This window comes from Streptomyces sp. NPDC018019 (assembly GCF_044327805.1).
GTDB lineage: Bacteria > Actinomycetota > Actinomycetes > Streptomycetales > Streptomycetaceae > Streptomyces.
The window spans coordinates 60,663-81,388 of sequence record NZ_JBIRGD010000003.1; the positions used below are offsets into that span (position 1 = coordinate 60,663).

The window sequence follows — 20,726 nt, forward strand, 5'->3', positions numbered from 1 at the left end:
GGGACGGGCCCTGACGGGGTACGGGGGCCGTGGCATCCCGTACCCCGTCAGGCCAGCTCGACCAGCTCCGCGTACTCCCGGCCCCACAGGTCCTCCGTACCGTCCGGCAGCACCAGCACCCGGTCCGGGCGGAGCGCTTCGACGGCGCCCGGGTCATGGCTGACCAGCACGATCGCGCCGGGGTAGGCGCCGACGGCGGCCAGCACCTCGTCCCGGGAGGCCGGGTCGAGGTGGTTGGTCGGCTCGTCCAGGAGCAGCACGTTGGCGCGCGAGTGGACCAGGCCGGCCAGCGCCAGCCGGGTCTTCTCCCCGCCGGACAGCACCCGCACCGGCTTGTCCGCGTCGTCCCCGGAGAAGAGGAACGAGCCGAGGACGTGCCGGGCCTCGCCGTCGGTCAGGTGCGGCGCGGCGGCGGCCAGGTTCTCCCGGACCGTACGGGACGGGTCCAGCGTGTCGTGTTCCTGCGCGAAGTAGCCCAGCCGCAGGCCGTGCCCGGCCACCACGCGCCCCGCGTCGGGGGTCTCCCGCCCGGCCAGCAGCCGCAGCAGGGTCGTCTTCCCGGCCCCGTTGAGGCCCAGTACGACCAGCCGGCTCCCCCGGTCCACGGCCAGATCGACACCGTCGAGCACCTGGTGGCCGCCGTAGGCCTTGGCCAGACTCACCGCGCCCAGCGGCACCCGGCCGCACGGCGCGGGCTCGGGCAGCCGGATGCGCGCGGTCTTCTCGGCGCGGCGGACCGGCTCCAGCCCGGCGAGCAGCCGGTCCGCGCGGCGGGCCATGTTCTTCGCGGAGACGGCCGTCGCGACATGCGCGCGCATCTTGTCGGCCTGGCTGTGCAGCGCCGCCGCCTTCCGCTCGGCGTTCGCGCGTTCCCGCGCCCGGCGCCGCTCGTCGGCCGCGCGCTGGGCGAGGTAGGTGTGCCACCCGGTGTTGTGTACGTCGAGGGCGGCACGTGCCGGTTCCACGTGAAACACCCGGTTGACGGTGTCGGCGAGCAGCCCGGTGTCATGGCTGATCACCACCAGTCCGCCCTGGTGGGCGGCGAGGAAGCCGCGCAGCCAGGCGACCGAGTCGGCGTCGAGGTGGTTGGTCGGCTCGTCCAGCAGCAGCGTGCCGTGCCCGGCGAACAGGATGCGGGCCAGTTCCACCCGCCGCCGCTGGCCGCCCGACAGCCCGCCCACCGGCTGGTGCAGCACCCGTTCGGGCAGCCCCACCCCGGCCGCGACCCGCGCCGCCTCGGCCTCGGCCGCGTATCCGCCACGCGCCTGGAAGGCGTCCTCGGCCCGCGCGTAAGCGGCCATCGCCTTCTCCTGCGCGGGCGCCCCGACGGCCGCGCCGAGCGCCTCGGCGGCGCGGTGCAGCTCTCGTACGGCCCGGTCCAGACCACGCGCGGAAAGAATCCGGTCGGAGACGGTGACGGCCGGATCGGCCGCCCGGGAATCCTGCGACAGGTGCCCGACACTTCCCGTGCGGACCACATCCCCGGCAGCGGGCCGCACCCGCCCCGCCAGGACGTCGAGCAGCGTCGACTTGCCCGCGCCGTTGCGGCCGACCAGGCCGATCCGGTCACCGGGAGCGACATGGAAGGAAACGCCGGACAGCAGGAGCCGGGCGCCGACGCGCACGTCGGCACCACGAACGGTAATCATGGAAAAACACTCCGGAACAGCTCAAGGACACACGGGTGGCGTGGAAGCGGGTGTCCGAGCTAGGAAATCCGGGGTGTCGACATGCTGCCGAGGGTAAAGGGCGGGACGGCGGAACGCACGCGGATTATGGCGGGGCCCCGGCGCGGCATTCCGTTCCGGCGGGAAAACGGACCCCGACGTCCGGAGGTTGTGCGGGGCCCGGAAGATCCGGACATCCACCGGTCCCGGCGCCTCCCCGAAACGCCTGATACGGGGCTGAGGTTCGCGGCGTACACACTGAGTTGTGCTGCATCGCAGGTCACCACAGAGCAGCCCGCCGGGTGTGCGGTGCCCCTCGGTGCGGCGGCATTTGTGGGGCCCCATGCACGAGATGGTCAAGGGTGGCAACGTCGGTCTGGCCGCCCTGAGCGAGGACACCGGTTCACTGGTGGTGAGCCTGAGCTGGAGCAGCGCGTCGGGGGACGGGGACGCGGACGTCTCCATCCTGCTGCTCGGTGCCGACGGCAAGGTGCGCGGCGACGCCGACTTCTTCTTCTACAACAATCCGGCCGCCGCCGACGGCAGCGTGCAGTTACTCGGCAAGACGCCGACGGCCAACGGCAGCGAGGACCGGGTCGGTATCGACCTGACCGCCGTACCGGCCGATGTCGAGCGTCTGGTGGTGGCGGCCAGCCAGTACGGTTCGGCGCGCTTCGGGCAGCTGGACGACCTGCGGGTGACGGTGGCCGACCGGACGGGCGAGCCGCTGCTGGGGTTCTCCATCACCGATGCCGGGGCGGAGAGCGCGTTCATCTTCGGCGAGCTGTACCGGCGGGGCGGGGAGTGGAAGTTCCGCGCCGTCGGCCAGGGTTACGAGACGGGTCTCGCGGGGCTGGCCACGGACTTCGGCATCACCGTGGACGAAGAGGACGATCCGGTGCCGCCGGACGAGACGGAACCGCAGGCGGCGGCCCCGCCGGCGCCCGTGCCGCAGGCCGGGACGGTGGTGGTGGAGACGCCGGTGGCGCCCGCTCCGGTGGTGCTCCCCGCACCGGCGGCCGGGCCGCCGGCCGCCGTACCCGCCCAGCGGCCCGCGCCGGAACCCGCCCCGGTACGCCGCTCCCGTGGCCCGCGTACGGCGAAGAAGAAGGTCACCCTGCCCAAGGTGGCGAAGAAGTCGCTCGCCGAGAACGACTCCTGGCGGCAGGCCCGGCTCTTCCCGGCGCCCACGCTCAAGAGCGACCGGGAGCGCGAGATGCGCGCGGCCTCGGTGCTGCTCGCGGTGATGGCGCAGGTCCCGGAGTTCGGCCGGCGGCTCACCGCGGCCTTCGGCGCGCCGGCCGGCCGGATGCAGACGTTCACCGAGGTCACCCTGCCGAACGGGGAGTCGCCCCGGCGCCCGGACGGGGTGATCCGTGTGGAGCGGGCGGGCAAGCTGTGGACCGCGCTGGTCGAGACGAAGACCAACGGCAACCCCCTGAAGTCCGAACAGGTCCAGGACTACATGGACATCGCGGCCCGGCGCGGCTACGAGGCCGTGATCACGCTCTCCAACGACGTGGCCCTGGAGGGCAGTCCGCTGGTCGAGGTGAAGACCGACGGGCGCCGCAAGCACAAGGTGTCGCTGTGGCACCTGTCCTGGGCCGAGGTGGCGCACCAGGCACAGCTGCTGATCCGGCACGAGGGCGTGGGCGACGCGGCGCACGCCTGGCTGCTCCAGGAGCTGCTGCACTACCTCCAGCACGAGAACTCCGGCTGCCACGGCTTCCAGAACATGGGCCCGGCGTGGGTCCCGGTCCGCAACGGCATCGACACGGACACGCTCTGCCAGGGCGACGAGCGCGCCGTGGCCGTCGTCGAGAGCTGGGAACGGCTGATCCGCCAGGTCTGCCTGCGGCTCGGCGGGGAACTGGGCCAGAAGGTGCTGCCCGTACAGCGCGCCAGGCGCGGCACCGACCAGGCGAGCCGCCGCGCCGTGCTCGCCGACCGGCTCTGCGAGGAAGGCCGCCTGACCGCCGAACTGCGCATCGACACCACGCCCGGCATCCTGGCGATCACCGCGGACCTGCGCACCGGGAAGCTGCGCACCTCCATCGAGATCCCGGCCCCCGAGCAGGGGTATCCGCTCAGCTGGGTCAAGCGCCTGGTCCGGCAGCTCGCCGAGGCACCGGCGGACCTGCACGTGGAGTCGCTGGTGGAGGGCGCCCGGGGTCCGCGCGGCACTCTGGAACGGCTGCGTCCGGAACCGGGCGACCTGCTGCCCAAGGACGGCGCGGCGATCACCGGCTTCCGGCTCTCCCTCTTCAAGAGCATGGGCAGCACCCGCGGCAACGCCGAGTCGGGCTTCATCCGCAGTGTCGACGAGGCCGTGGACCGCTTCTACGCGAGCGTCGTCGCCCCTCTCACGCAGTCCGGCGGTCCGGAGCGCCGGCCGGCGCGGCGCGCCGCGGCGGCGGAGGCGGCCGCCGTGGACTGAGGGGCGGGGGGTGGAGCCGCCCGGCGCGCGTCGCCGGTCTTCGCGGGGTCGCTGCGAAGACCGGCGGGGTGGGGGACACCGTGCGGGGCGGGTCAGACCTCGGCGGCGATCCAGGCGATGTGCCAGCCGTTCTTGGCGGCGTACTCGGGGTCGATGGGCTGGCGGTCGACGCGGCGGACGTAGATGCGGAAGCCGGTGGGGGTGGCTTTGTAGACGGTGTTTCCGCCGGTGGTCATCCACATGCGGTCGTCGCCGGTGAGAGCCGCGATATAGGCGGGGGTTTCGGTGAAACCGCCCGCGCTCGTGTCGACGTCGATGTAAACGCCGTCACCATTGCGGTCGGGATAGTTCTGCCAGCCTTCGCCGGGGGCGGTCCTGCCGGAAAGGAACTTGCCGTTCTGCATTGCTTGCTCCTGTCGGTCCTCGAAGGAATGCGGACCGGCGATCCACTGATCGGCGGCCTTGGCAGTCTGTGCCCGGAACTCAGCCGTTAGCAAGACCGTTCGACACAGTTGGCCTGATGTGGGGAGTGCCCGCCGACCGCGGTCCGGTGGCCGGAATAGAGGGTTGACCGGTGCCCGGAGCGGGCGTAACCGGGGCGGCCGGCGGGCGCCATGATTCTTTTTTTCGGGAGGGTTGACAGGCTCCGGCGGCCTCGTAAACCTTGTACGCAGCCTTTTCCGGCGGCCCCGGCACCATCGACGCATGAGCAATTCGCGATCCGGGCCTCGCGACATGGATCTCTCCGGTACCGCGGCGTTCCCGCCGCACCGGAGCAGCCGATACGGCCTCTGTGTCGAACGCCGACGACCTTTAGCGCCGCGCTCGTACGCACCGTTTCCCCGGCACGAGGCCGATGACGGGCTTGGGAGTGGGATGTGGCAGCGCCGAAGGAAACGAGGACGGATACGGGGTATGAATTCCGGGCCGCCGCGGAATGGGCGGAACTCGGCGCGGTCATCGGACTGGCCTACGGCGGCCGTCCGCACTCCCCGGCCCACAGCGCCGTGGTCGGCGCGCTCTTCGAGCCCAAGCGCTCCCTGGTCGCGTGTCTCGGCGGCCGCCCCTGTGCCACCCTCGCCGGCTACGCGCTGGACATGACGCTGCCCGGCGGCCCGGCCCCGGTGGCCGGCATCGGGTACGTCGCGGTGGCCCCGCAGCACCGCCGGCGCGGTCTGATGCGGGAGCTGCTGCGGCGGGCGCTGACCGCGCTGCACGAGGAGCGGGGCGAGCCGGTCGCGGTGCTGCACTCGACCGAGCCGGGGATCTACGGGCGGTTCGGCTTCGGGCTCGCCTCCCAGGTCGTCGGGTTGTCCGTGCCGCCCGAGGCACGGGCGTTCGCGGAAGCTCCGGACACCGGCGGGCTGACGCTGGACGTCACCTCGCCCGAGGACGCCCACGCCGCCGTCACCGCCGTCTACGACGCCTGTCTGCCCCAGCGCCCCGGCCTGCTGCGGCGGGACGCCGCCTGGTGGCGCCGTGCCGTCGAGGACGAGCCGGCGGACCGGCACGGTGCGGGGCGGCTGCTGTGCCTGGTGGCGTCGGGCCCCGGCGGCGAGGCCCGCGGGTACGCGCTGTACCGGCTGCGGCCCGCCTGGGAGCGGTCCCGGCCGCGCTACGAACTGTCCGTACGGGAGCTCTTCGCGCGGGACCCGGCCGCGTACGCCTTCGTGTGGCGGTCGCTGCTGGACACCGATCTGGCGGGCACCGTCAGCGCGCCGTCCCGCCCCGTCGACGATCCGCTGCTGGCCCTGCTGGACGACCCGCGCAGCGCCGCGCCGACCGTCCGCGACCAGCTCTACGCCCGTGCCGTGGACCTGGACCGGGCCCTGACCGCCCGCGAGTACAGCGCGCCGGTCGATGTGGTCCTGGACGTGCGGGACGCCATGTGTCCGTGGAACGAAGGGCGTTGGAGACTCACCGGCGGGCCCGGCGGCAGTGCCGCGTGCGCGCGGACGGGCGCGGCGGCGGACCTCGCGCTCACCGCCCGCGAAGTCGGTGCGGTGCTGCTCGGCGGCGGTTCGCTGGTCCAGCTCGCCCTCGCGGGCCGGGTCACGGAGCTGCGGCCGGGCGCGCTGCGCGCCGCCTCCGCCGCCTTCCGCCACGACCCGGCGCCGTTCTGTCCGACGGCGTTCTGAGCCCGGCGACGCCCGGCCCCGGCCCCGTACACCGACGGCTGCCCCGGCGCGGCGAAGCCCACCGGGCCGCCCCCCACCATCCACCGTTCCCAAGGAGCCCCCATGCCCGGACCCGGCTATGCCTTCTTCGGCGACGAGGAGCGCGCCAACGTCGAGCAGGTGCTGGACGTCTGGTCGCGGACCACCGCCGCGCACTCCTACCCGCTGGGCGACCTCACCCAGACCCGGCTGTTCGAGCAGGCCGCGGCGCACCGGCTGGGCAGCCCGTACTGCCTGTCCGTCAACAGCGGTACGTCCGCCCTGCTCACGGCCCTCGCGGCGCTCGGCATCGGCCCCGGCGACGAGGTCATCGTGCCCGGCTACCTGTACACCGCGTGCCTGGCCGCCCTCGCCTACAGCGGCGCCACCCCGGTGCTCGCCGAGGTGGACGCCTCGCTCACCCTCGACCCCGGCGACGTACGGCAGCGGATCACGCCCCGCACCCGGGCGCTGATGCCGGTGCACATGCTCGGGGCGGCCTGCGACCTGGCGGCGCTGCGGCGGATCGCGGACGAGTACGGGCTGCTGATGCTGGAGGACGCGGCGCAGGCGTGCGGCGGTACCTACCGGGGGCAGCCGCTGGGCACGTTCGGGCAGGCGGGCGCCTTCTCGCTCAACATGTTCAAGGTGATCACCGGCGGGGACGGCGGCTTCCTGCTCACCCCCGACGAGCGGGTCTTCCAGCGGGCGTACGGCTTCCACGACCACGGCTGGTTCCCGTACCGGCGCGAGGACGGCCCCGGCGACCGGCTGTGGGGGCTCAACCTGCGGATGACGGAGCTGACGGCGGCCGTGGCGCGGGCCCAGCTCGGCCGGCTGGACGCCGTGCTGGCGCGCACCCGGGAGCTGCGGGACGGGCTGCTGGAGCAGATCCCGGTACGGGACGGCATGGCACGCCGCCCGCTGCACGACGCGGCGGGGGACTGCGCGACCGTCCTCGTCCACGTCTTCGACGAGCGGGCCGACGCGGAGGCCGTCGCCAAACGGCTGGGCACCAAAACGCTGCTGCACTCGCCCAAGCACTACTACGGCGGCCTGCCCGAACTGCCCGCGCTGGCCGCCCCGGACGGCTCCTCCTGCCCCTTCCGCCCGCCCGCCGAGGCGTGGCGGCGGGACGGCTGGCGGCCGGGCGCGCTGCCCCGTACCGACGACGTGCTGAGCCGGTCGCTGGCGCTGACCGTCGGGCTGTCCGACACCTACCTGGGTGCCGACTTCGGGGTGAACGTCTTCAGCGGCACCGACGAGATCGCCGAGGTCGCCGAGCGGTTCCGCGGGGTGGCCGGTGAAGTCCTCGGCTGACCGGCACCGAGGACCCGTTCCGTACGAGCGCCCCTTCCGAGGAAAGGACCGCCATGCCCGCGACCCGAACACCCGCGCAGCTGCCCTCCGGAGCCGTCCGGCCCCTGGTCAGCGTCGTGGTGCCGTGCTTCGACGAGGCGGCCATCATCGGGGAGACGCACCGCCGGCTCAGCGCCGTGCTGCGCGGCCTGCCGGAGTGCGAGTACGAGGTGGTGTACGTGGACGACGGCAGCGGGGACGCCACCTGGGACCGGCTCACCGCGCTCGCCGTCACCGACCCACGGGTCCGGCTGGTGCGGCTGACCCGCAACTTCGGCCACCAGCCGGCCGTCCTCGCGGGCCTGCGCGAGGCGGCCGGGGACGCGGTGGTGACCATCGACGCGGACCTCCAGGACCCGCCCGGCCTCATCGCCGACATGGTCGAACGCTGGCGCGCGGGCTGGCCGGTGGTCTCCGCGCGGCGCACCGAACGGCAGGGCGAGAACCGCTTCAAGACCGGTACCGCGCACGTCTTCTACCGGCTGCTGGCCGCCGTCGCCGACCACCCGGTCAGCCTGGACACCGGGGACTTCCGGCTGCTGGACCGCGAGGTGGTCCGCACCCTGTCGCTGCTCCCGGAGAGCGAGCTGTACCTGCGCGGCTCGGTGTGCTGGGCGGGCTTCCCCGAGACGAGCCTGGAGTACGGGCGGCTGCCGCGGCTGGCCGGCCGGACCAAGTACACGCTGCGCAAGATGGCCGGGCTGTCCCGGCGCGGCCTGCTGGCCTGCTCGTCCGCCCCGGCCCGGGTGCCCGCCGTCGTCGGCCTGGCCTGGCTCGGCGGTACGGCCACGGCCTCGGCCGTGCTGCGCCGCCCGCTGCCGCTGGCCGCGTGGACCTTCGGCTGCGAGGCGGTGCTGCTCGGGCTGCTGGGCGAGTACCTGCTGCTGGTCCACCGCGAGGTGCGCGGCCGGCCGCCGTACGTGGTGCGCCAGCGGTGGGCGGCCGGGGTGCCGGAACCGGCCGGGCTGCCGGCCGCGGACGTGATCGGCCCCCGGGAGGCATGGGCCGCCGGGAGCGCCCGGTGACGGCCGGGGAAGGCGGGCGGGACGCCCGGCACGGCGCGCCGCCCGGCTGGGACGTCATCGTCGTCGGCGCCGGCTTCACCGGCCTGGCCGCCGCGCACGAACTCGGCCGGGCCGGGCTGCGCTGCCTGGTCCTGGAGGCGGACGACCGGGTCGGCGGCCTGGCGGGCACGTTCACCGTCGGCGGCCGGCAGCTGGAGCGCTTCTACCACCACTGGTTCGCCTCCGACACGGACATCTTCCGGCTCTGCGCCGACCTCGGCCGCGCCGACCTGGTGCGCCGCCACCACGGCCGCACCGGCTTCTACTACGCGGGCGGCATCCACCGCCTCTCCACCCCGCTCGACGTGCTGCGCTTCGCGCCGCTGCCGCCGGCCGACCGGCTGCGCCTGGGCCGCTCCGTGCTGCGTGCCGGACGCGTCCGGCACTGGCGCGAGCTGGAGGCGCTGACCGCCGAGGAGTGGCTGGTCTCGCTGGGCGGGCGGCGGGTGTACGACCGGGTGTGGCGGCCGTTGCTGGAGGGCAAGTTCGGCCCGTACGCGCCGGAGGTCGGTGCCACCTGGATGTGGACGAAGCTGCACCTGCGGGGCGGCAGCCGCAGCCGGTCGGGCCGCGAGGTCCTGTACTACCTGCACGGCGGCTGCGGCGCCCTGCTGGACGCCTGGCTGCCCCGGCTGGCCGGACTGGGCGTACGGATACGGACCGGCAGCCCGGTGACGGAGGTGCTGACCGGACCGGCGGGGGTCACCGGTGTCCGGTGCGGCGGGGCGGTCATCGACGCACCCCGGGTGCTGCTCACCTGCGCGCCCGGCCCGGCCGCCGCGCTGCTCGCCCGGTCCGCCCACCCCGGCGCCCCGGCGCTGCGCCGCCGGCTCGGGGCGATCCCGTACCTGGCCAACCTGTGCCTGGTGCTGGAGAACGACCGGCCGCTGTCGGACACGTACTGGCTCAACGTCACCGACCCGCACTTCCCGTACGTCGGCGTCATCGAGCACACCAACCTCGACGCCCCGGAGCACTACGGCGGCCGGCACCTGGTCTACCTCTCCACGTACCTGCCGGCCGACGCCCCGCTCTACCGGATGAGCGACCCGGAGGTCTTCCGCCACAGCCTCCCGCACCTGCGGCGGATGTTCCCGGACTTCCGTACGGACTGGGTGCGCGCCCACCACGTCTGGCGGGCCGGCCACGCGCAGCCGGTCATCACCCGGCACTACTCGCGGTCCGTGCCCGGCGTCGAGAACGCCGTACCGGGCCTCTACCTGGCCGGGATGGCCCAGGTCTTCCCCGAGGACCGGGGCACCAACTACGCGCTGCGGGGCGGGCGGCGCGCCGGGCGGCTGATCGCCGACCGGGTCCGCACGGCGGCGCGCCGCGCGGACCGCACCACCCCTCGCCACGCCGCCGTACGGATCGGAGCGGACCATGACTGACCCCCGGGCCCCGCGGCCCCTGCTCACCGCCGACGACTGCGAGCGGCTGCCCGCCCGCCAGGTGCACGACCTCTACCGGCAGTACGTCAGCCGCGCCCAGGTCTCGCTGCTCGGCTCGTTCGGCTTCGGCCAGGACCTGGTCGACCACGCGGAGGGCTGCTGGATCACACTGCGCGACGGGCGGCGCATCCTGGACTTCACCGGCGGGATCGGTGTGCTCAACCACGGCCACAACCACCCCCGGCTGCTGGCGGCCCGCCGCCGCTTCGCCGAGCGGCGGGCCATGGAGGTGCACAAGAACTTCCTGTCGCCGTACGTGGCCGGGCTCAGCCACAACCTGGCCCGGCTGCTCCCCGGCGACCTGGACGTCAGCTACTTTCCCAACTCCGGTGCGGAGGCCGTCGAAGGCGCCGTGAAGCTGGCGTACAAGTACCACCGCGGGCACCGCGGCACGGTGCTGCACAGCGACATCTCCTTCCACGGCAAGCTCCTCGGCGCGGGCAGCCTCACCGCCTCCCCCGAGGTGGACTTCCCCTACCCCGCCCTGCCCGGCACCGACCACTTCGCCTACGACGACCTGGAGTCCTTCGCACTCGCCCTGGAGCGGCATCAGAACGGGGACGGTGACAGCGACGTGTACGCGGTGGTGCTGGAGCCGTTCAGCGCGTCCAGCGTGCGCGAGTGCTCGGCGGAGTTCCTGTACGAGGTCCGCAGGCTGTGCACGGAACAGGACATCGTGCTGGTCTTCGACGAGGTGTACACAGGCTGGGGACGGACGGGGACGCTCTTCCACTTCATGCGCCACCCCGGCCTGGTGCCCGACGTGCTGACCACCTCGAAGTCCTTCGGCGGCGGCAAGGCGTCCATCTCCGGCTACACCGCACGCGAGCCGGTCTTCCGCGCCGCGTACGACAACCTCGCCGACGCGACGCTGCACAGCACCACCTACTACGGCTTCGGCGAGGAGACCGTGACCGCCCTGGAGGCCGTCGCCGTCGCCGTCGAGGACGACTATCCGGCGCGCGCCGTGCGGATCGGCGAACGGCTGGGCGGCGGCCTCGCCGACCTCGCCGCACGCCACCGCTCCCTGGTGACCGGCACTTTCGGCCGGGGCGCGCTGCACGGCCTGTTCCTCAACGACGGCAGTCCCGCGCTGGACCGGCTGCTGCGCCTGGTGCCCTCCGGCTTCGCCCGGGACCCGCGGGCCCGCCGCAAGCTCGTCACCGCCGCCGTCATCGCCTCGCTCTACCGCGACTACGGCGTCCTGGCCTACTACGGCTCCAACCACGGCCTGCCGCTCATCGCCTCACCACCTCTGGTGGCCGGGGACACGGAGGTCGAAGTCTTCCTCCAGGCGCTGGACTCGGTGCTGGAGCAGGGGGCCGGACGGCTGCTGGCCCGCTTCGCCAAGGACGTCCTGGCCCAGCATGTGCCCGTACGGGGCAAGGAGTCCAGGGAACGGGCGGCGGCACGGTGAGCGGCACCTACGCGGGAGGCGGCGGCCGGATGGCGCGGGCCCTGCGGGCGAGCGGGCTGCCCGGCCTGTGGGCCGACCGCTACGCGGCGCTTGACGACCCGCTCGCCGGTGCGCGCGCTGCCGCGCATGTCAGCGGGTCGCTGGAGCGGCTGCCGGTGCTGTACCGAGTCGGTGCCGAAGCCGCCTTGCGGGCGGCCGGGCTCGCGCTTGCGGGGCGTTCCGTAGCCGCCGCAAGGTACGACCGGCTGGCGCGCCTGCCCGGCTTCGGCCGGTTCCTCGCCGTCACCGACTCCCTCGCGCTGTACGGCGGTCTGGACGGTGAACCGGACACATGACCCGCCACCGCCCGGCCCGTACCGTCTCCCGCGACTGCGACGCCCTGGTCATCGGCTCCGGCGCGGGCGGCGCGGTGGCCGCGCTGGAACTGGCGCGGGCCGGACACCGCACCGTCGTCCTGGAGGAAGGCCCCCGGACGACCACCGCCGAACTCGCCGCGTCGGCACCCGCCGCGAACCTGCGCCGCCTCTACCGCGACGCCGGACTCACGCCCATCCTCGGCAGCCCGGTCATCCCGTACGGCGAAGGGTGCTGCGTGGGCGGCAGCACGGTCGTCAACGGCGGGCTGCTGTGGGCACCGCCGGACGCGCTCCTGGAGCGCTGGGCGCGGGAGATGGGCACCACCGACTACCGCGCCGACCGGCTGGCCGGCCACCTGCGCACGGTGGCCGGTCTGCTCGGCGCCGGCGAGCAGCCGCACGGTGACGGCAACGCGGACTCGCGGCTGCTCGCCGACGCGGCCGACGCCTTGGGCTGGCGGTGGGCCGCCGCCCGGAGGGCCGCGCCCGGCTGCCGCCACCGCAACCGCTGCCCCACCGGCTGCCCCAGCGGCGCCAAGCGCAGCATGCTCGTCAGCTATCTGCCGGAGGCCGAGCGGTACGGGGCGGTGATCGAGCCCGGTACCCGGGCCGTGCTGCTGCGGCACGACGGCCGCACCGTGCACCGCGTCACGGCCCTCGCCGGCCCGGACGGCCGGACCCGCGTCGACTACCGGCCGCGTACGGTCTTCCTCGCCGCCGGGGCCGTCGGCAGCGCCGTGCTCCTCCGGCGCAGCGGCATCCATCCCCGCGCCGCCGGGCGGGCCATGGGATTCCACGTGAACTTCCGCCTGGTGGCCCGCTTCGCCGACCCGGTGCACGCCGGGCGGGGCACGATCTTCACCGCCCAGCTGCGGGAGTTCGAGAACCTGGGCATTCACGTGATGCCCGCCAACCTCACCGCCGGTTCACTGGCGGCGGCGCTCGCCGGGCACGGCCCCGCGGTGGTCGACGGGCTGCTGGCGGACCTGGATCGGGTCGCGGTCTACACCGTGCAGGTGCGGATGACCGGACGGATCGCCGTACGTCAACTGCCGGGCGCCGGACGGCTGTTGCGGCACCGGATCACCGCGTACGACCGCGGCCTGCTGCGCTACGCGTTCGCCCGGGCGGCGCGCCTGCTGTTCCGGGCGGGTGCCGTGGAGCTGTTCCCGCCGTGCCCCGGTGTGCTGCGCTCGGACGGCGCGGCGCGGGACTTCGCGGCCCGCGCCGACCCGCGAGGCTGGAATTTGGTGTGCGTCCACGCCATGGCGTCCTGCCCGATGGGGCACCCCTCGCTCGGCGGCATGTGCGACCAGCACGGCCGCCCGTACGGTTTCACCAACCTCCGGCTGTGCGACGCCTCGGTGCTGCCGGGGCCGTCCGGCCTCAGCCCGCAGGGCACGGTCATGGCGTTCGCGCACGAGATCGCCGCCCGCTACCTCTCCTCACCCCCGCAGGTCCCCACGAGGAGGCACTGTGACAGCGACACCACCCCCTGACAGCGCGCGGCACGGCACCGAGGCGCGCCCGCGCGGCCTGCTCCGCCCCACCGGCCCCGTCGTGGACTGCGACATCTGCGTCATCGGCTCCGGCATGGGCGGCGCGACCCTGGCGTACGCCCTGCGCGGCACCGGCGCGCGGGTCCTCGTCGTCGAGCGCGGCGACTTCCTGCCCCGCGAGTGGCAGAACTGGTCCGCGCCCGCGGTCTTCACCGCCGGGCGCTACCGCAACGCCGAGCCCTGGTACGACGCCGCCGCCGGCCGCTACTTCTCGCCCGGCGTGCACTACTACGTCGGCGGGAACACCAAGGTCTTCGGCGCCACCCTGCCGCGCTTCCGCGAAGCCGACTTCGGGCCGCTGGAACACGCGGAGGGCATCTCGCGCGGCTGGCCGTTCCCGTACGGCGTCCTCGAACCGCACTACGCGCGCGCCGAAGCCCTCTACCGGGTGCACGGCACCCGCGGTGCCGACCCGACCGACCCGTGGCGCTCGGGCGCCTACCCCTGGCCCGCCGTGCCGCATGAGCCCGCCGTCGCCACGCTGGCGGAGTCGCTGCGCGCCCAGGGCCTCACCCCGTTCGCGCTGCCCACCGGCGTCGATCTCCGGGCGGACGGCGCGTGCCTGCGCTGTGCCACCTGCGACGGCTTCCCGTGCCTGGTCGAGGCCAAGAGCGACGCCGACGTGTGCGCGCTGCGGCCCGCGCTGGCCGCCGGCAACGTCTCGCTGCTCACCCGGGCCACGGTCACCCGGCTGGAGACCGGGCCGTCCGGGCGGCGGGTGTCCGCGGCGCTGGCCCGGTACGAGGGCGGCGAGTTGCGTATCCGCGCCGACCGGTACGTGCTGGCCTGCGGCGCGGTCAACACGGCGGCGCTGCTGCTGCGTTCGGAGCCCGGCGCGCTGCACACCGGGCCGGTGCGGCGGACGGGCCTGGCGAACGGCTCCGGACAGGCCGGACGCAACTACATGGTGCACAACAGCTCTTTCCTCATGGCCGTCGATCCGCGCCGCCCCGACGACGTGGTGTTCCAGAAGACGCTGGGCGTCAACGACTGGTACCTCGCCGACGGCACGCACGGCCCGCTCGGGAACGTCCAGGCCCTGGGCAAGCTGCGGGCCCCCTCGGCGGGCGGCCTGTGGCCCCGGGCGCCGCGCCCGCTGCTCGCCGCCGCCACCCGGCGCAGCATGGACCTCTACCTCACCAGCGAGGACCTGCCGGTGCCGGACAACCGCGTGACCGTCGGCGCCGGGGGCCGGGTCGAGGTGCACTGGCGGCCGGTGAACCTGCCGCCGCACCGCGAACTGGTCCGGCGCGCCACCGCGATGATGCGCCGGGCGGGCTTCCCCCTGGTCTTCACCCGGCGGATGGGCATCGCCGTCAACTCGCACCAGTGCGGCACCGCGGTGGCCGGGGAGGACCCGGCGACCAGCGTCGTCGACCCGGACTGCAAGGCCCACGAGCTGGCCAACCTGTGGGTCGCGGACAGCTCCTGGTTCCCGTCCTCGGCAGCGGTCAACCCGGCGCTGACGATCGCCGCCAACGCGCTGCGCATCGCGCCCGCGGTGGCGGGAGAGGCGGTCGGGACGACGGCGGCGGACATCCCGTACGGGGACGGGACCGGCGACCGCCCGGACGGAGGGACCGCGGGCCCGTGCGCGACCGGCGGCGGCCGCGGGGACGGAGGGACCGCGGGCCCATGATCGTCGATCACGCCTACGAACTGGTCACCGACGACGTCTTCCTGCGCCTGGACGGCCTGCTGCCGCACGCCGAGCTGTTCCTGAAGCTGGAAGGGCTCAACCCGGCCGGTTCGGTCAAGCTCAAGACCGCCACCGGCCTGGTCGAGGACGCCGAGCGCCGCGGTCTGCTGCGCCCCGGCGGAGCGCTGATCGAGTCGTCCTCCGGCAACCTGGGCATCGCCCTGAGCGCGGTCTGCGCGGCCAAGGGCTACACCTTCACCTGTGTCACCGACCCGCACGTACCGCGCCAGAGCGTCGCCCTGATGCGCGCGTTCGGCGCCCACGTCTGCGTCGTGGACACCCCCGACGGCAACGGCGGCTACCTGGGCAGCCGGATCGCGCTGATCCGCAGCGCTCTGGACCTCGACCCGTCGCTGACCTGGCTCAACCAGTACGCCAACCCGGCCAACCCGGCCGTGCACGCGGCGCGTACCGCCGCCGCCGTCCTGCGCGAGCTCCGCGCCGTGGACTACCTCTTCGTCGGCGCCGGCACCACCGGCACCGTCATGGGCTGCGCCACGCACTTCCGCCGCCACTCGCCCCGTACGACCGTCGTCGCGGTGGACGCCGAGGGCTCGGTGACCTTCGGCGGCCCGCCCGGCACCCGCCGCATCCCGGGCCTGGGCACCAGCCGGGTACCGGAGATCTGCCGCCCGCGGGACGTGCACCGCGTGGTGTCGGTGCCCGAGCGGGACGCCGTGCTGATGTGCCGCCGGCTCGCCCGCAGCCACGGCCTGGCCGTCGGCGGCTCCACCGGTTCCGTGCTCAGCGCCGTCCTGCGGCTGCGGTCCGGCATCCCGCCGGGCGCCCGCGTGGTCGCGCTCTCCGCCGATCTCGGGGACCGCTACCTGGACACCGTGTACGACGACGCCTGGGTCGCCGGGCACTTCGGCCCCGCGGTGGCCGCGCCGCCCGGCCGCTCCAGGCTCCCCGGCCCCGGCGCCACGAAGGCCGCCCCAGAGGAGGTGCGTTGAATGACCCCGCCCGCCGTGAACGCCGCCCCGGCCCCCGGCCGCCCCCGGCCCTCCGCCGCACCGGGCAGCGGCGAGAACCTCCAGGACCTGTACTGGCCGCCCGTCCGCCCCTTCGAGTCCCTGGACCCCGCGCTCGTCCGCTTCCTGGCCGCTCCCCCGGCCGCCCGGTCCGCCCTGCTCGCCCGGCTGCGCACCGACCCCGAGGCGCACGGCCGTTTCCTCCACGACCACCTCGCCACGCTCTACGCCCACTCCTTCGGCTACCGCGACGGCCCGGCCGCACACGCCCCCGACGACGACCTGGAGATCGCGCTGTACGCGGCGCGCACCCGTCTGGAGCACGAGTTCCTGACGTACGGCTGCACCCCCGCGCCCGTACCGCACCTCAGGAGCCAGGAAGCCGTCGCCGACCACCTGGAAGCGCTGGCCGCCGACAACCCCGGCGCCTCCCACCCCCTCTTCCGCTTCCTCGCCACCGACGCCACGCGGGAGCAGATCGAGTACTTCCTGCGCTGCGAGCTGATCCGCAACGAGGTCGTGGACGACGAGGTCGCCCTGCTCGTCGTCGGCCTCCAGGGGCATCAGAAGGCGGTCGCGGCGTCGAATCTGTGGGACGAGTGCGGACGCGGGCGGCTGGAGAACTTCCACACCTACTGGCTGCGCCGCCAGCTCGGCTCCCCCGCCGGGTGGGAAGCGCTGGCCGACTACCGCCGCGACCACCCCTGGTTCGCCAAGCCGACGTCCAACCTCTTCGCCGCGCTGCTGCTGCGCCCCGCCCGCGTCCAGGCCGCGTACGGCTGCTTCCTCGTCTTCGAGAGCTGGGTGGAACCGCACTTCACCCTCCTCCTGGAGGGCATGACACGAGTGGGCATCCACGACGACGACATGCGCGTGTACTACACCGCCCACACCCGCATCGACCCCCGGCACAGCCAGGACCTGTGCGACGGCCTGCGCGCCCAGCGCCCCCGGCTCACCCCCCGGGAGCTCCGGGCCGTACTCCACGGGGCGCACCTCGCGGTCGACACGGGCGTCCGGCAGTACGACCGCATCCGGCGTCACTTGGAGACCATGGGCCCGCGGGGCGTACGCGCACCGCGGCCCCAGGACCACTGAGGCCGGCCGCGATCGGAGGAACCATGACGGACCCGGACCGGAGCGCCCCCCAGACGGGCGCGGCCGACACCGTACTGACCCTGCCCGGCTCGATGCCCACCCCGCCCGGCACCGGCCGGGCGACCGGCACCGCCGTCCCGGCCTCCGCCGCCGGAGTGCCGCACGACCGGGCCGGCGGCGTCACGCTCGGCCTCGACATCGGCGGCACCGTCGTGAAGTCCGCGCTGGTGGCCCCCGACGGCACGGTCCGGTCCGAGAGCCGCTGCCCGACGCGGCCCGGGGACGGCCCCGACGCCGTGCTGCGCACCGTCCTCGACCACGCGGCCGAGGGCGTGGCCGCGGCCCGCGCGGCGGGCGAGGACGTGCGCGCGGTGGGCATCGCCTCCTGCGGGCTGGTGGACGAGGACGCGGGCTCCGTCGTGTTCTCCGCGTCCATCCAGTGGCGCGACCTGCCGCTGCGGCGGCTGGCGTCGGAGCACCTGGGCCTGCCGGTCGCCCTCGGGCACGACGTACGGTCCGGCGGCCTCGCGGAAGCGCGGCTGGGCGCCGGGCGCGGGCACCGGGTCGTCCTGTTCGTGCCCGTCGGTACGGGGGTGGGCGGCGCGCTGCTGCTGGACGGGAAGCCGTTCCCGGGCAGCCACTGGTGCTCCGCGGAGATCGGTCACGTCGTCGCCCGGCCGGACGGGGACGCCTGCCCGTGCGGCCAGCGCGGCTGCCTGGACACCATCGCGGGCGGCGTCGCCGTGGCCCGCCGCTACAACGAGCGGTGCGGCACGCTGCCCCCGGTCTCCGGCGCCGAGGAGGTGGCGCAGCGCGCGGCGGCCGGCGATCCGGTGGCCGTACGGGTGTGGGAGGAGGCGGCCGACGCGATGGCGCAGACGCTCCTGACGGCCGTCACCCTCTTCGACCCGGCCGTCCTGGTGCTGGGCGGCGGCCTCAGCCAGGCGGGCGAGCAGCTGCGCGCGCCCCTGCGGCGCGGCCTCGAACAGCGGGCCGCCTTCCAGGTCCTGCCCGACCTCGTCTTCGCCCGTCTGGGTGAACGGGCGGGCCGGATCGGGGCCGGGCTGCTGGCCTGGGACCTGGTGCACGCCCGGACAGGAGCGCGGGCATGAGCGGGCGGGAGCCGCGGACACGAGTGTTCACGACCGGACGGGAGTATCGCCATGAGCGTGCACGACCGGGCGGAAACGGTCACACCCCCGCCCGTACGCGGGCACGGCCCGCCCCAGCCGCACACCCGCATCGGCTGCCGACCCGGCCCTGACCGGCCACGCGGCCCCCGCTGACCGGGTCTGCCCGCGGCGCGGCGGGCGCGGGGGAAACGGGCATGTACACCGCAGTGGGCGCGGCGGACCGGCCCTGGAGGCCGTCGATCGGGTTCGCTTTCCCCAGCCGGGTTCTCCGTCCTCGAAAGGGGCCCCGACCATGAAACACCCCGCCTCCGGCGCCGGTTCCCCCGGCGCCGAAGCCCCCCGACCCGCCGGCGCCGCGGACACCGCCGAGGCCGGCACCCGCGCCGCGCCCGGCGGCCCGGACCACCACCTCGTCGAGGGCCGCACCATCGACGCCGTACCGGAAGGCGAACGGCACGGCCGGCCGCGCGACCTGTTCGCCGTCTGGTTCGCCGCCAACATCAGCCCGCTGACCATCGTCTCCGGCACCATCGCGCCGCTCGTCTTCGGCCTCGGCCTGTGGCCCGCCATCGCCGCGGTGACCCTGGGCAACCTGCTCGGCGGCTTCCTGATGGCCCTGCACGCCGCGCAGGGGCCGCGGCTCGGCGTCCCGCAGATGATCCAGAGCCGCGGCCAGTTCGGCAGCCACGGCTCGCTGCTGGTCACCCTCGTGGTCGTCTTCATGTACGCGGGCTGGTTCGCGTCCAACCTGGTGATCGCCGGACAGGCGCTGCACCGCTCGGTGCCCGCCGTGGGCGTCCCCGGCTGGCTGGTGCTGTGCGCGCTGGCCGGCCTGGTCGTCGCGGTGGTCGGCTACGACCTGATCCACCGGGTCGGCCGCTGGGCCACCGTGCTGACCCTCGCGCTGCTCGCCCTGTGCGCCGTACGGGTGGTCATGACCCCCGGCGTCCTGGAACGCGCCGCGCACGCCACCGGCTTCACCCTCTCCGGCTTCGTCGGCATGACCGCGATCGGCATCCTCCTCCAGATCACCTACGCGCCGTACGTCTCGGACTACACCCGCTACATGCCCGCGCACGCCGCGTCCCGCCGCTCCACCCTGTGGTTCACCTACTGGGGCAGCGTCCTGGGCAGCGTGCTGCCGATGCTCCTCGGCATCGTCATGGGCATCGCGGTGGCCGACGACGCGATCGCCGGGCTGGACACCGTGCTCGGCGGCACCCTGTCCGCCGTCGTCCTGGGTGCCTTCGCCGTCATCGTCGTGCACGTCAACTCGATGAACCTGTACGGAACTTCGCTGTGCCTGATCACCGCGGCCCAGACCTTCCGGCACCGCTGGCTGCCGGGCCGCCGGACCCGTACGGCGCTGATCGCGGCCCCGCTCGCGCTCGGCCTGACCCTCGCCCTGGCCTTCCAGGACACCTTCCTCGCCTCGTACACCGACTTCCTGGCGATCCTCCAGTACGTCCTGATCCCGTGGACCGCCATCAACCTCGTCGACTTCTACCTGATCCGGCGCGGCCACTACGACGTACCGTCCTTCTTCGCGCCCGGCGGCGGCGTGTACGGCCGCGTCAACGGACCGGCCGTCCTGGTCTACGCGGTCAGCTTCGCGCTGGAGGTCCCCTTCATGCACACCTCGGCCTACACCGGACCGGTGGCCACGGCCCTCGACGGGATAGACCTCTCCTGGGCCGTCGGCCTGCTGGTCCCGTCCGTCGCGTACTGGCTCATCGCCCGCCGCCGTACCGCCACCGCGCCGGACACCACCGCCCCGGCCGCCCCGGCCCCCGCCCTCCCGCAGGAAGGCTCCTGACCATGTCCACCACGTCCGACTTACGCGCCGAGGCGGCCCGCCTCCTGCACACCAACCGCTACCTCACCCTCGGGACCGCCACCCCCGGGGGCACCCCCTGGACCGTCCCCGTCACCTACGCCTGGGACGACGCGGACCACTTCTACTGGTGGTCCGCGTCGGACGCGCTGCACTCCCGCAACATCTCCGCCAACCCCGCCGTCTCGGTCCTGGTCTTCGACTCCCAGGTGCCCGACAGCGAGGCACAGGCCCTCTACGGCGAGGGCACCGCCCACGCCCTCCCCCCGGCCGACCTGCCGACGGCCCTGGGCGTCTTCTACGCCCGCCGCTACCCGGACCCCGCCGTTCGCGCCCGCAAGGCCCGCAGGCCCGCCGAATTCCAGGGCGACTCCCCCAAGCGCTTCTACTGCGCGACCATCCACACGTACTCCGCCCTCACCCCGGACCCCCACCCGGCCCACGGCAACACGGTGCCCCACCGGACCGTCTTCCCCTTCACCACGGCATGGGCGAAGGCGTACGCACCGGAGTGAGCCGGGAGCC

The 20,726-nt window shown here is 74.5% G+C and carries 16 protein-coding genes; 14 read left to right on the forward strand and 2 right to left on the reverse strand.

Going from position 1 to position 20,726, the window contains the following annotated elements:
- Nucleotides 1-47 precede the first annotated feature (47 nt).
- Nucleotides 48-1,649, reverse strand: a complete 1,602-nt coding sequence (locus ACH4FX_RS06080) for an ABC-F family ATP-binding cassette domain-containing protein (RefSeq protein ID WP_398475631.1) — start codon at nucleotides 1,647-1,649, stop codon at nucleotides 48-50.
- A gap of 370 nt (nucleotides 1,650-2,019) precedes the next feature.
- Between ACH4FX_RS06080 and ACH4FX_RS06085 the strand changes: the two genes are divergently transcribed.
- Nucleotides 2,020-4,104 (forward strand): TerD family protein, encoded by a 2,085-nt coding sequence (locus ACH4FX_RS06085; protein ID WP_398476390.1) that lies wholly within the window; start codon nucleotides 2,020-2,022, stop codon nucleotides 4,102-4,104.
- Nucleotides 4,105-4,196: 92 nt separating this feature from the next.
- On the opposite strand, the gene ACH4FX_RS06090 is transcribed toward ACH4FX_RS06085, so the two are convergent.
- On the reverse strand, nucleotides 4,197-4,508 hold the full coding sequence (locus tag ACH4FX_RS06090) for a hypothetical protein (protein WP_398475633.1): 312 nt from the start codon (nucleotides 4,506-4,508) through the stop codon (nucleotides 4,197-4,199).
- Nucleotides 4,509-4,982: 474 nt separating this feature from the next.
- On the opposite strand from ACH4FX_RS06090, the gene ACH4FX_RS06095 reads away from it, so the two are divergent.
- From ACH4FX_RS06095 to ACH4FX_RS06155, 13 genes are all read left to right on the forward strand, one after another.
- On the forward strand, nucleotides 4,983-6,242 hold the full coding sequence (locus tag ACH4FX_RS06095; RefSeq protein ID WP_398475635.1) for a GNAT family N-acetyltransferase: 1,260 nt from the start codon (nucleotides 4,983-4,985) through the stop codon (nucleotides 6,240-6,242).
- A gap of 102 nt (nucleotides 6,243-6,344) precedes the next feature.
- Nucleotides 6,345-7,580 carry a DegT/DnrJ/EryC1/StrS family aminotransferase gene (locus ACH4FX_RS06100; RefSeq protein WP_398475637.1) on the forward strand — a complete coding sequence of 412 codons (1,236 nt, stop codon included), beginning with the start codon at nucleotides 6,345-6,347 and terminating at the stop codon, nucleotides 7,578-7,580.
- Nucleotides 7,581-7,633: 53 nt separating this feature from the next.
- Complete coding sequence (locus ACH4FX_RS06105; protein WP_398475639.1) at nucleotides 7,634-8,644, forward strand: glycosyltransferase family 2 protein; 1,011 nt, start codon at nucleotides 7,634-7,636, stop codon at nucleotides 8,642-8,644.
- Nucleotides 8,641-10,074 (forward strand): NAD(P)/FAD-dependent oxidoreductase, encoded by a 1,434-nt coding sequence (locus tag ACH4FX_RS06110; protein ID WP_398475640.1) that lies wholly within the window; start codon nucleotides 8,641-8,643, stop codon nucleotides 10,072-10,074. Before ACH4FX_RS06105 ends, ACH4FX_RS06110 begins: the two co-directional genes overlap by 4 nt.
- A complete protein-coding gene (locus ACH4FX_RS06115; RefSeq protein WP_398475642.1) occupies nucleotides 10,067-11,551 on the forward strand; it encodes an aspartate aminotransferase family protein in 1,485 nt (494 codons plus the stop codon). Before ACH4FX_RS06110 ends, ACH4FX_RS06115 begins: the two co-directional genes overlap by 8 nt.
- Entirely contained in the window at nucleotides 11,548-11,886 is a 339-nt protein-coding gene (locus ACH4FX_RS06120) for a hypothetical protein (protein WP_398475644.1), read from the forward strand. The genes ACH4FX_RS06115 and ACH4FX_RS06120 overlap by 4 nt, the downstream gene beginning before the upstream one ends.
- Nucleotides 11,883-13,406: a GMC family oxidoreductase N-terminal domain-containing protein gene (locus ACH4FX_RS06125; RefSeq protein ID WP_398475645.1), complete on the forward strand. Its 1,524-nt coding sequence runs from the start codon at nucleotides 11,883-11,885 to the stop codon at nucleotides 13,404-13,406. Before ACH4FX_RS06120 ends, ACH4FX_RS06125 begins: the two co-directional genes overlap by 4 nt.
- A complete protein-coding gene (locus ACH4FX_RS06130; RefSeq protein WP_398475647.1) occupies nucleotides 13,384-15,105 on the forward strand; it encodes an FAD-dependent oxidoreductase in 1,722 nt (573 codons plus the stop codon). Before ACH4FX_RS06125 ends, ACH4FX_RS06130 begins: the two co-directional genes overlap by 23 nt.
- Nucleotides 15,102-16,118 carry a 2,3-diaminopropionate biosynthesis protein SbnA gene (gene sbnA, locus ACH4FX_RS06135; RefSeq protein ID WP_398475649.1) on the forward strand — a complete coding sequence of 339 codons (1,017 nt, stop codon included), beginning with the start codon at nucleotides 15,102-15,104 and terminating at the stop codon, nucleotides 16,116-16,118. The genes ACH4FX_RS06130 and sbnA overlap by 4 nt, the downstream gene beginning before the upstream one ends.
- Nucleotides 16,119-17,234, forward strand: coding sequence for an iron-containing redox enzyme family protein (locus tag ACH4FX_RS06140; RefSeq protein WP_398475651.1), 1,116 nt, complete (start codon nucleotides 16,119-16,121; stop codon nucleotides 17,232-17,234). It begins immediately after the preceding gene.
- 23 nt (nucleotides 17,235-17,257) lie between these two features.
- Nucleotides 17,258-18,346, forward strand: a complete 1,089-nt coding sequence (locus tag ACH4FX_RS06145; protein ID WP_398475653.1) for an ROK family protein — start codon at nucleotides 17,258-17,260, stop codon at nucleotides 18,344-18,346.
- A gap of 313 nt (nucleotides 18,347-18,659) precedes the next feature.
- On the forward strand, nucleotides 18,660-20,183 hold the full coding sequence (locus tag ACH4FX_RS06150) for a purine-cytosine permease family protein (RefSeq protein ID WP_398475655.1): 1,524 nt from the start codon (nucleotides 18,660-18,662) through the stop codon (nucleotides 20,181-20,183).
- Between the two features lie 2 nt (nucleotides 20,184-20,185).
- The gene (locus ACH4FX_RS06155; protein ID WP_398475657.1) at nucleotides 20,186-20,716 is read left to right on the forward strand and encodes a pyridoxamine 5'-phosphate oxidase family protein; all 531 of its coding nucleotides are present in this window, start codon (nucleotides 20,186-20,188) and stop codon (nucleotides 20,714-20,716) included.
- Nucleotides 20,717-20,726 lie beyond the last annotated feature (10 nt).

Coding starts and splice junctions, on each gene's coding strand:
- ACH4FX_RS06080 (WP_398475631.1), bottom strand. CDS start 1,649: ATGATTACCGTTCGTGGTGCCGACGTGCGCGTCGGCGCCCGGCTCCTG.
- ACH4FX_RS06085 (WP_398476390.1), top strand. CDS start 2,020: ATGGTCAAGGGTGGCAACGTCGGTCTGGCCGCCCTGAGCGAGGACACC.
- ACH4FX_RS06090 (WP_398475633.1), bottom strand. CDS start 4,508: ATGCAGAACGGCAAGTTCCTTTCCGGCAGGACCGCCCCCGGCGAAGGC.
- ACH4FX_RS06100 (WP_398475637.1), top strand. CDS start 6,345: ATGCCCGGACCCGGCTATGCCTTCTTCGGCGACGAGGAGCGCGCCAAC.
- ACH4FX_RS06105 (WP_398475639.1), top strand. CDS start 7,634: ATGCCCGCGACCCGAACACCCGCGCAGCTGCCCTCCGGAGCCGTCCGG.
- ACH4FX_RS06115 (WP_398475642.1), top strand. CDS start 10,067: ATGACTGACCCCCGGGCCCCGCGGCCCCTGCTCACCGCCGACGACTGC.
- ACH4FX_RS06125 (WP_398475645.1), top strand. CDS start 11,883: ATGACCCGCCACCGCCCGGCCCGTACCGTCTCCCGCGACTGCGACGCC.
- sbnA (WP_398475649.1), top strand. CDS start 15,102: ATGATCGTCGATCACGCCTACGAACTGGTCACCGACGACGTCTTCCTG.
- ACH4FX_RS06140 (WP_398475651.1), top strand. CDS start 16,119: ATGACCCCGCCCGCCGTGAACGCCGCCCCGGCCCCCGGCCGCCCCCGG.
- ACH4FX_RS06145 (WP_398475653.1), top strand. CDS start 17,258: ATGACGGACCCGGACCGGAGCGCCCCCCAGACGGGCGCGGCCGACACC.
- ACH4FX_RS06150 (WP_398475655.1), top strand. CDS start 18,660: ATGAAACACCCCGCCTCCGGCGCCGGTTCCCCCGGCGCCGAAGCCCCC.
- ACH4FX_RS06155 (WP_398475657.1), top strand. CDS start 20,186: ATGTCCACCACGTCCGACTTACGCGCCGAGGCGGCCCGCCTCCTGCAC.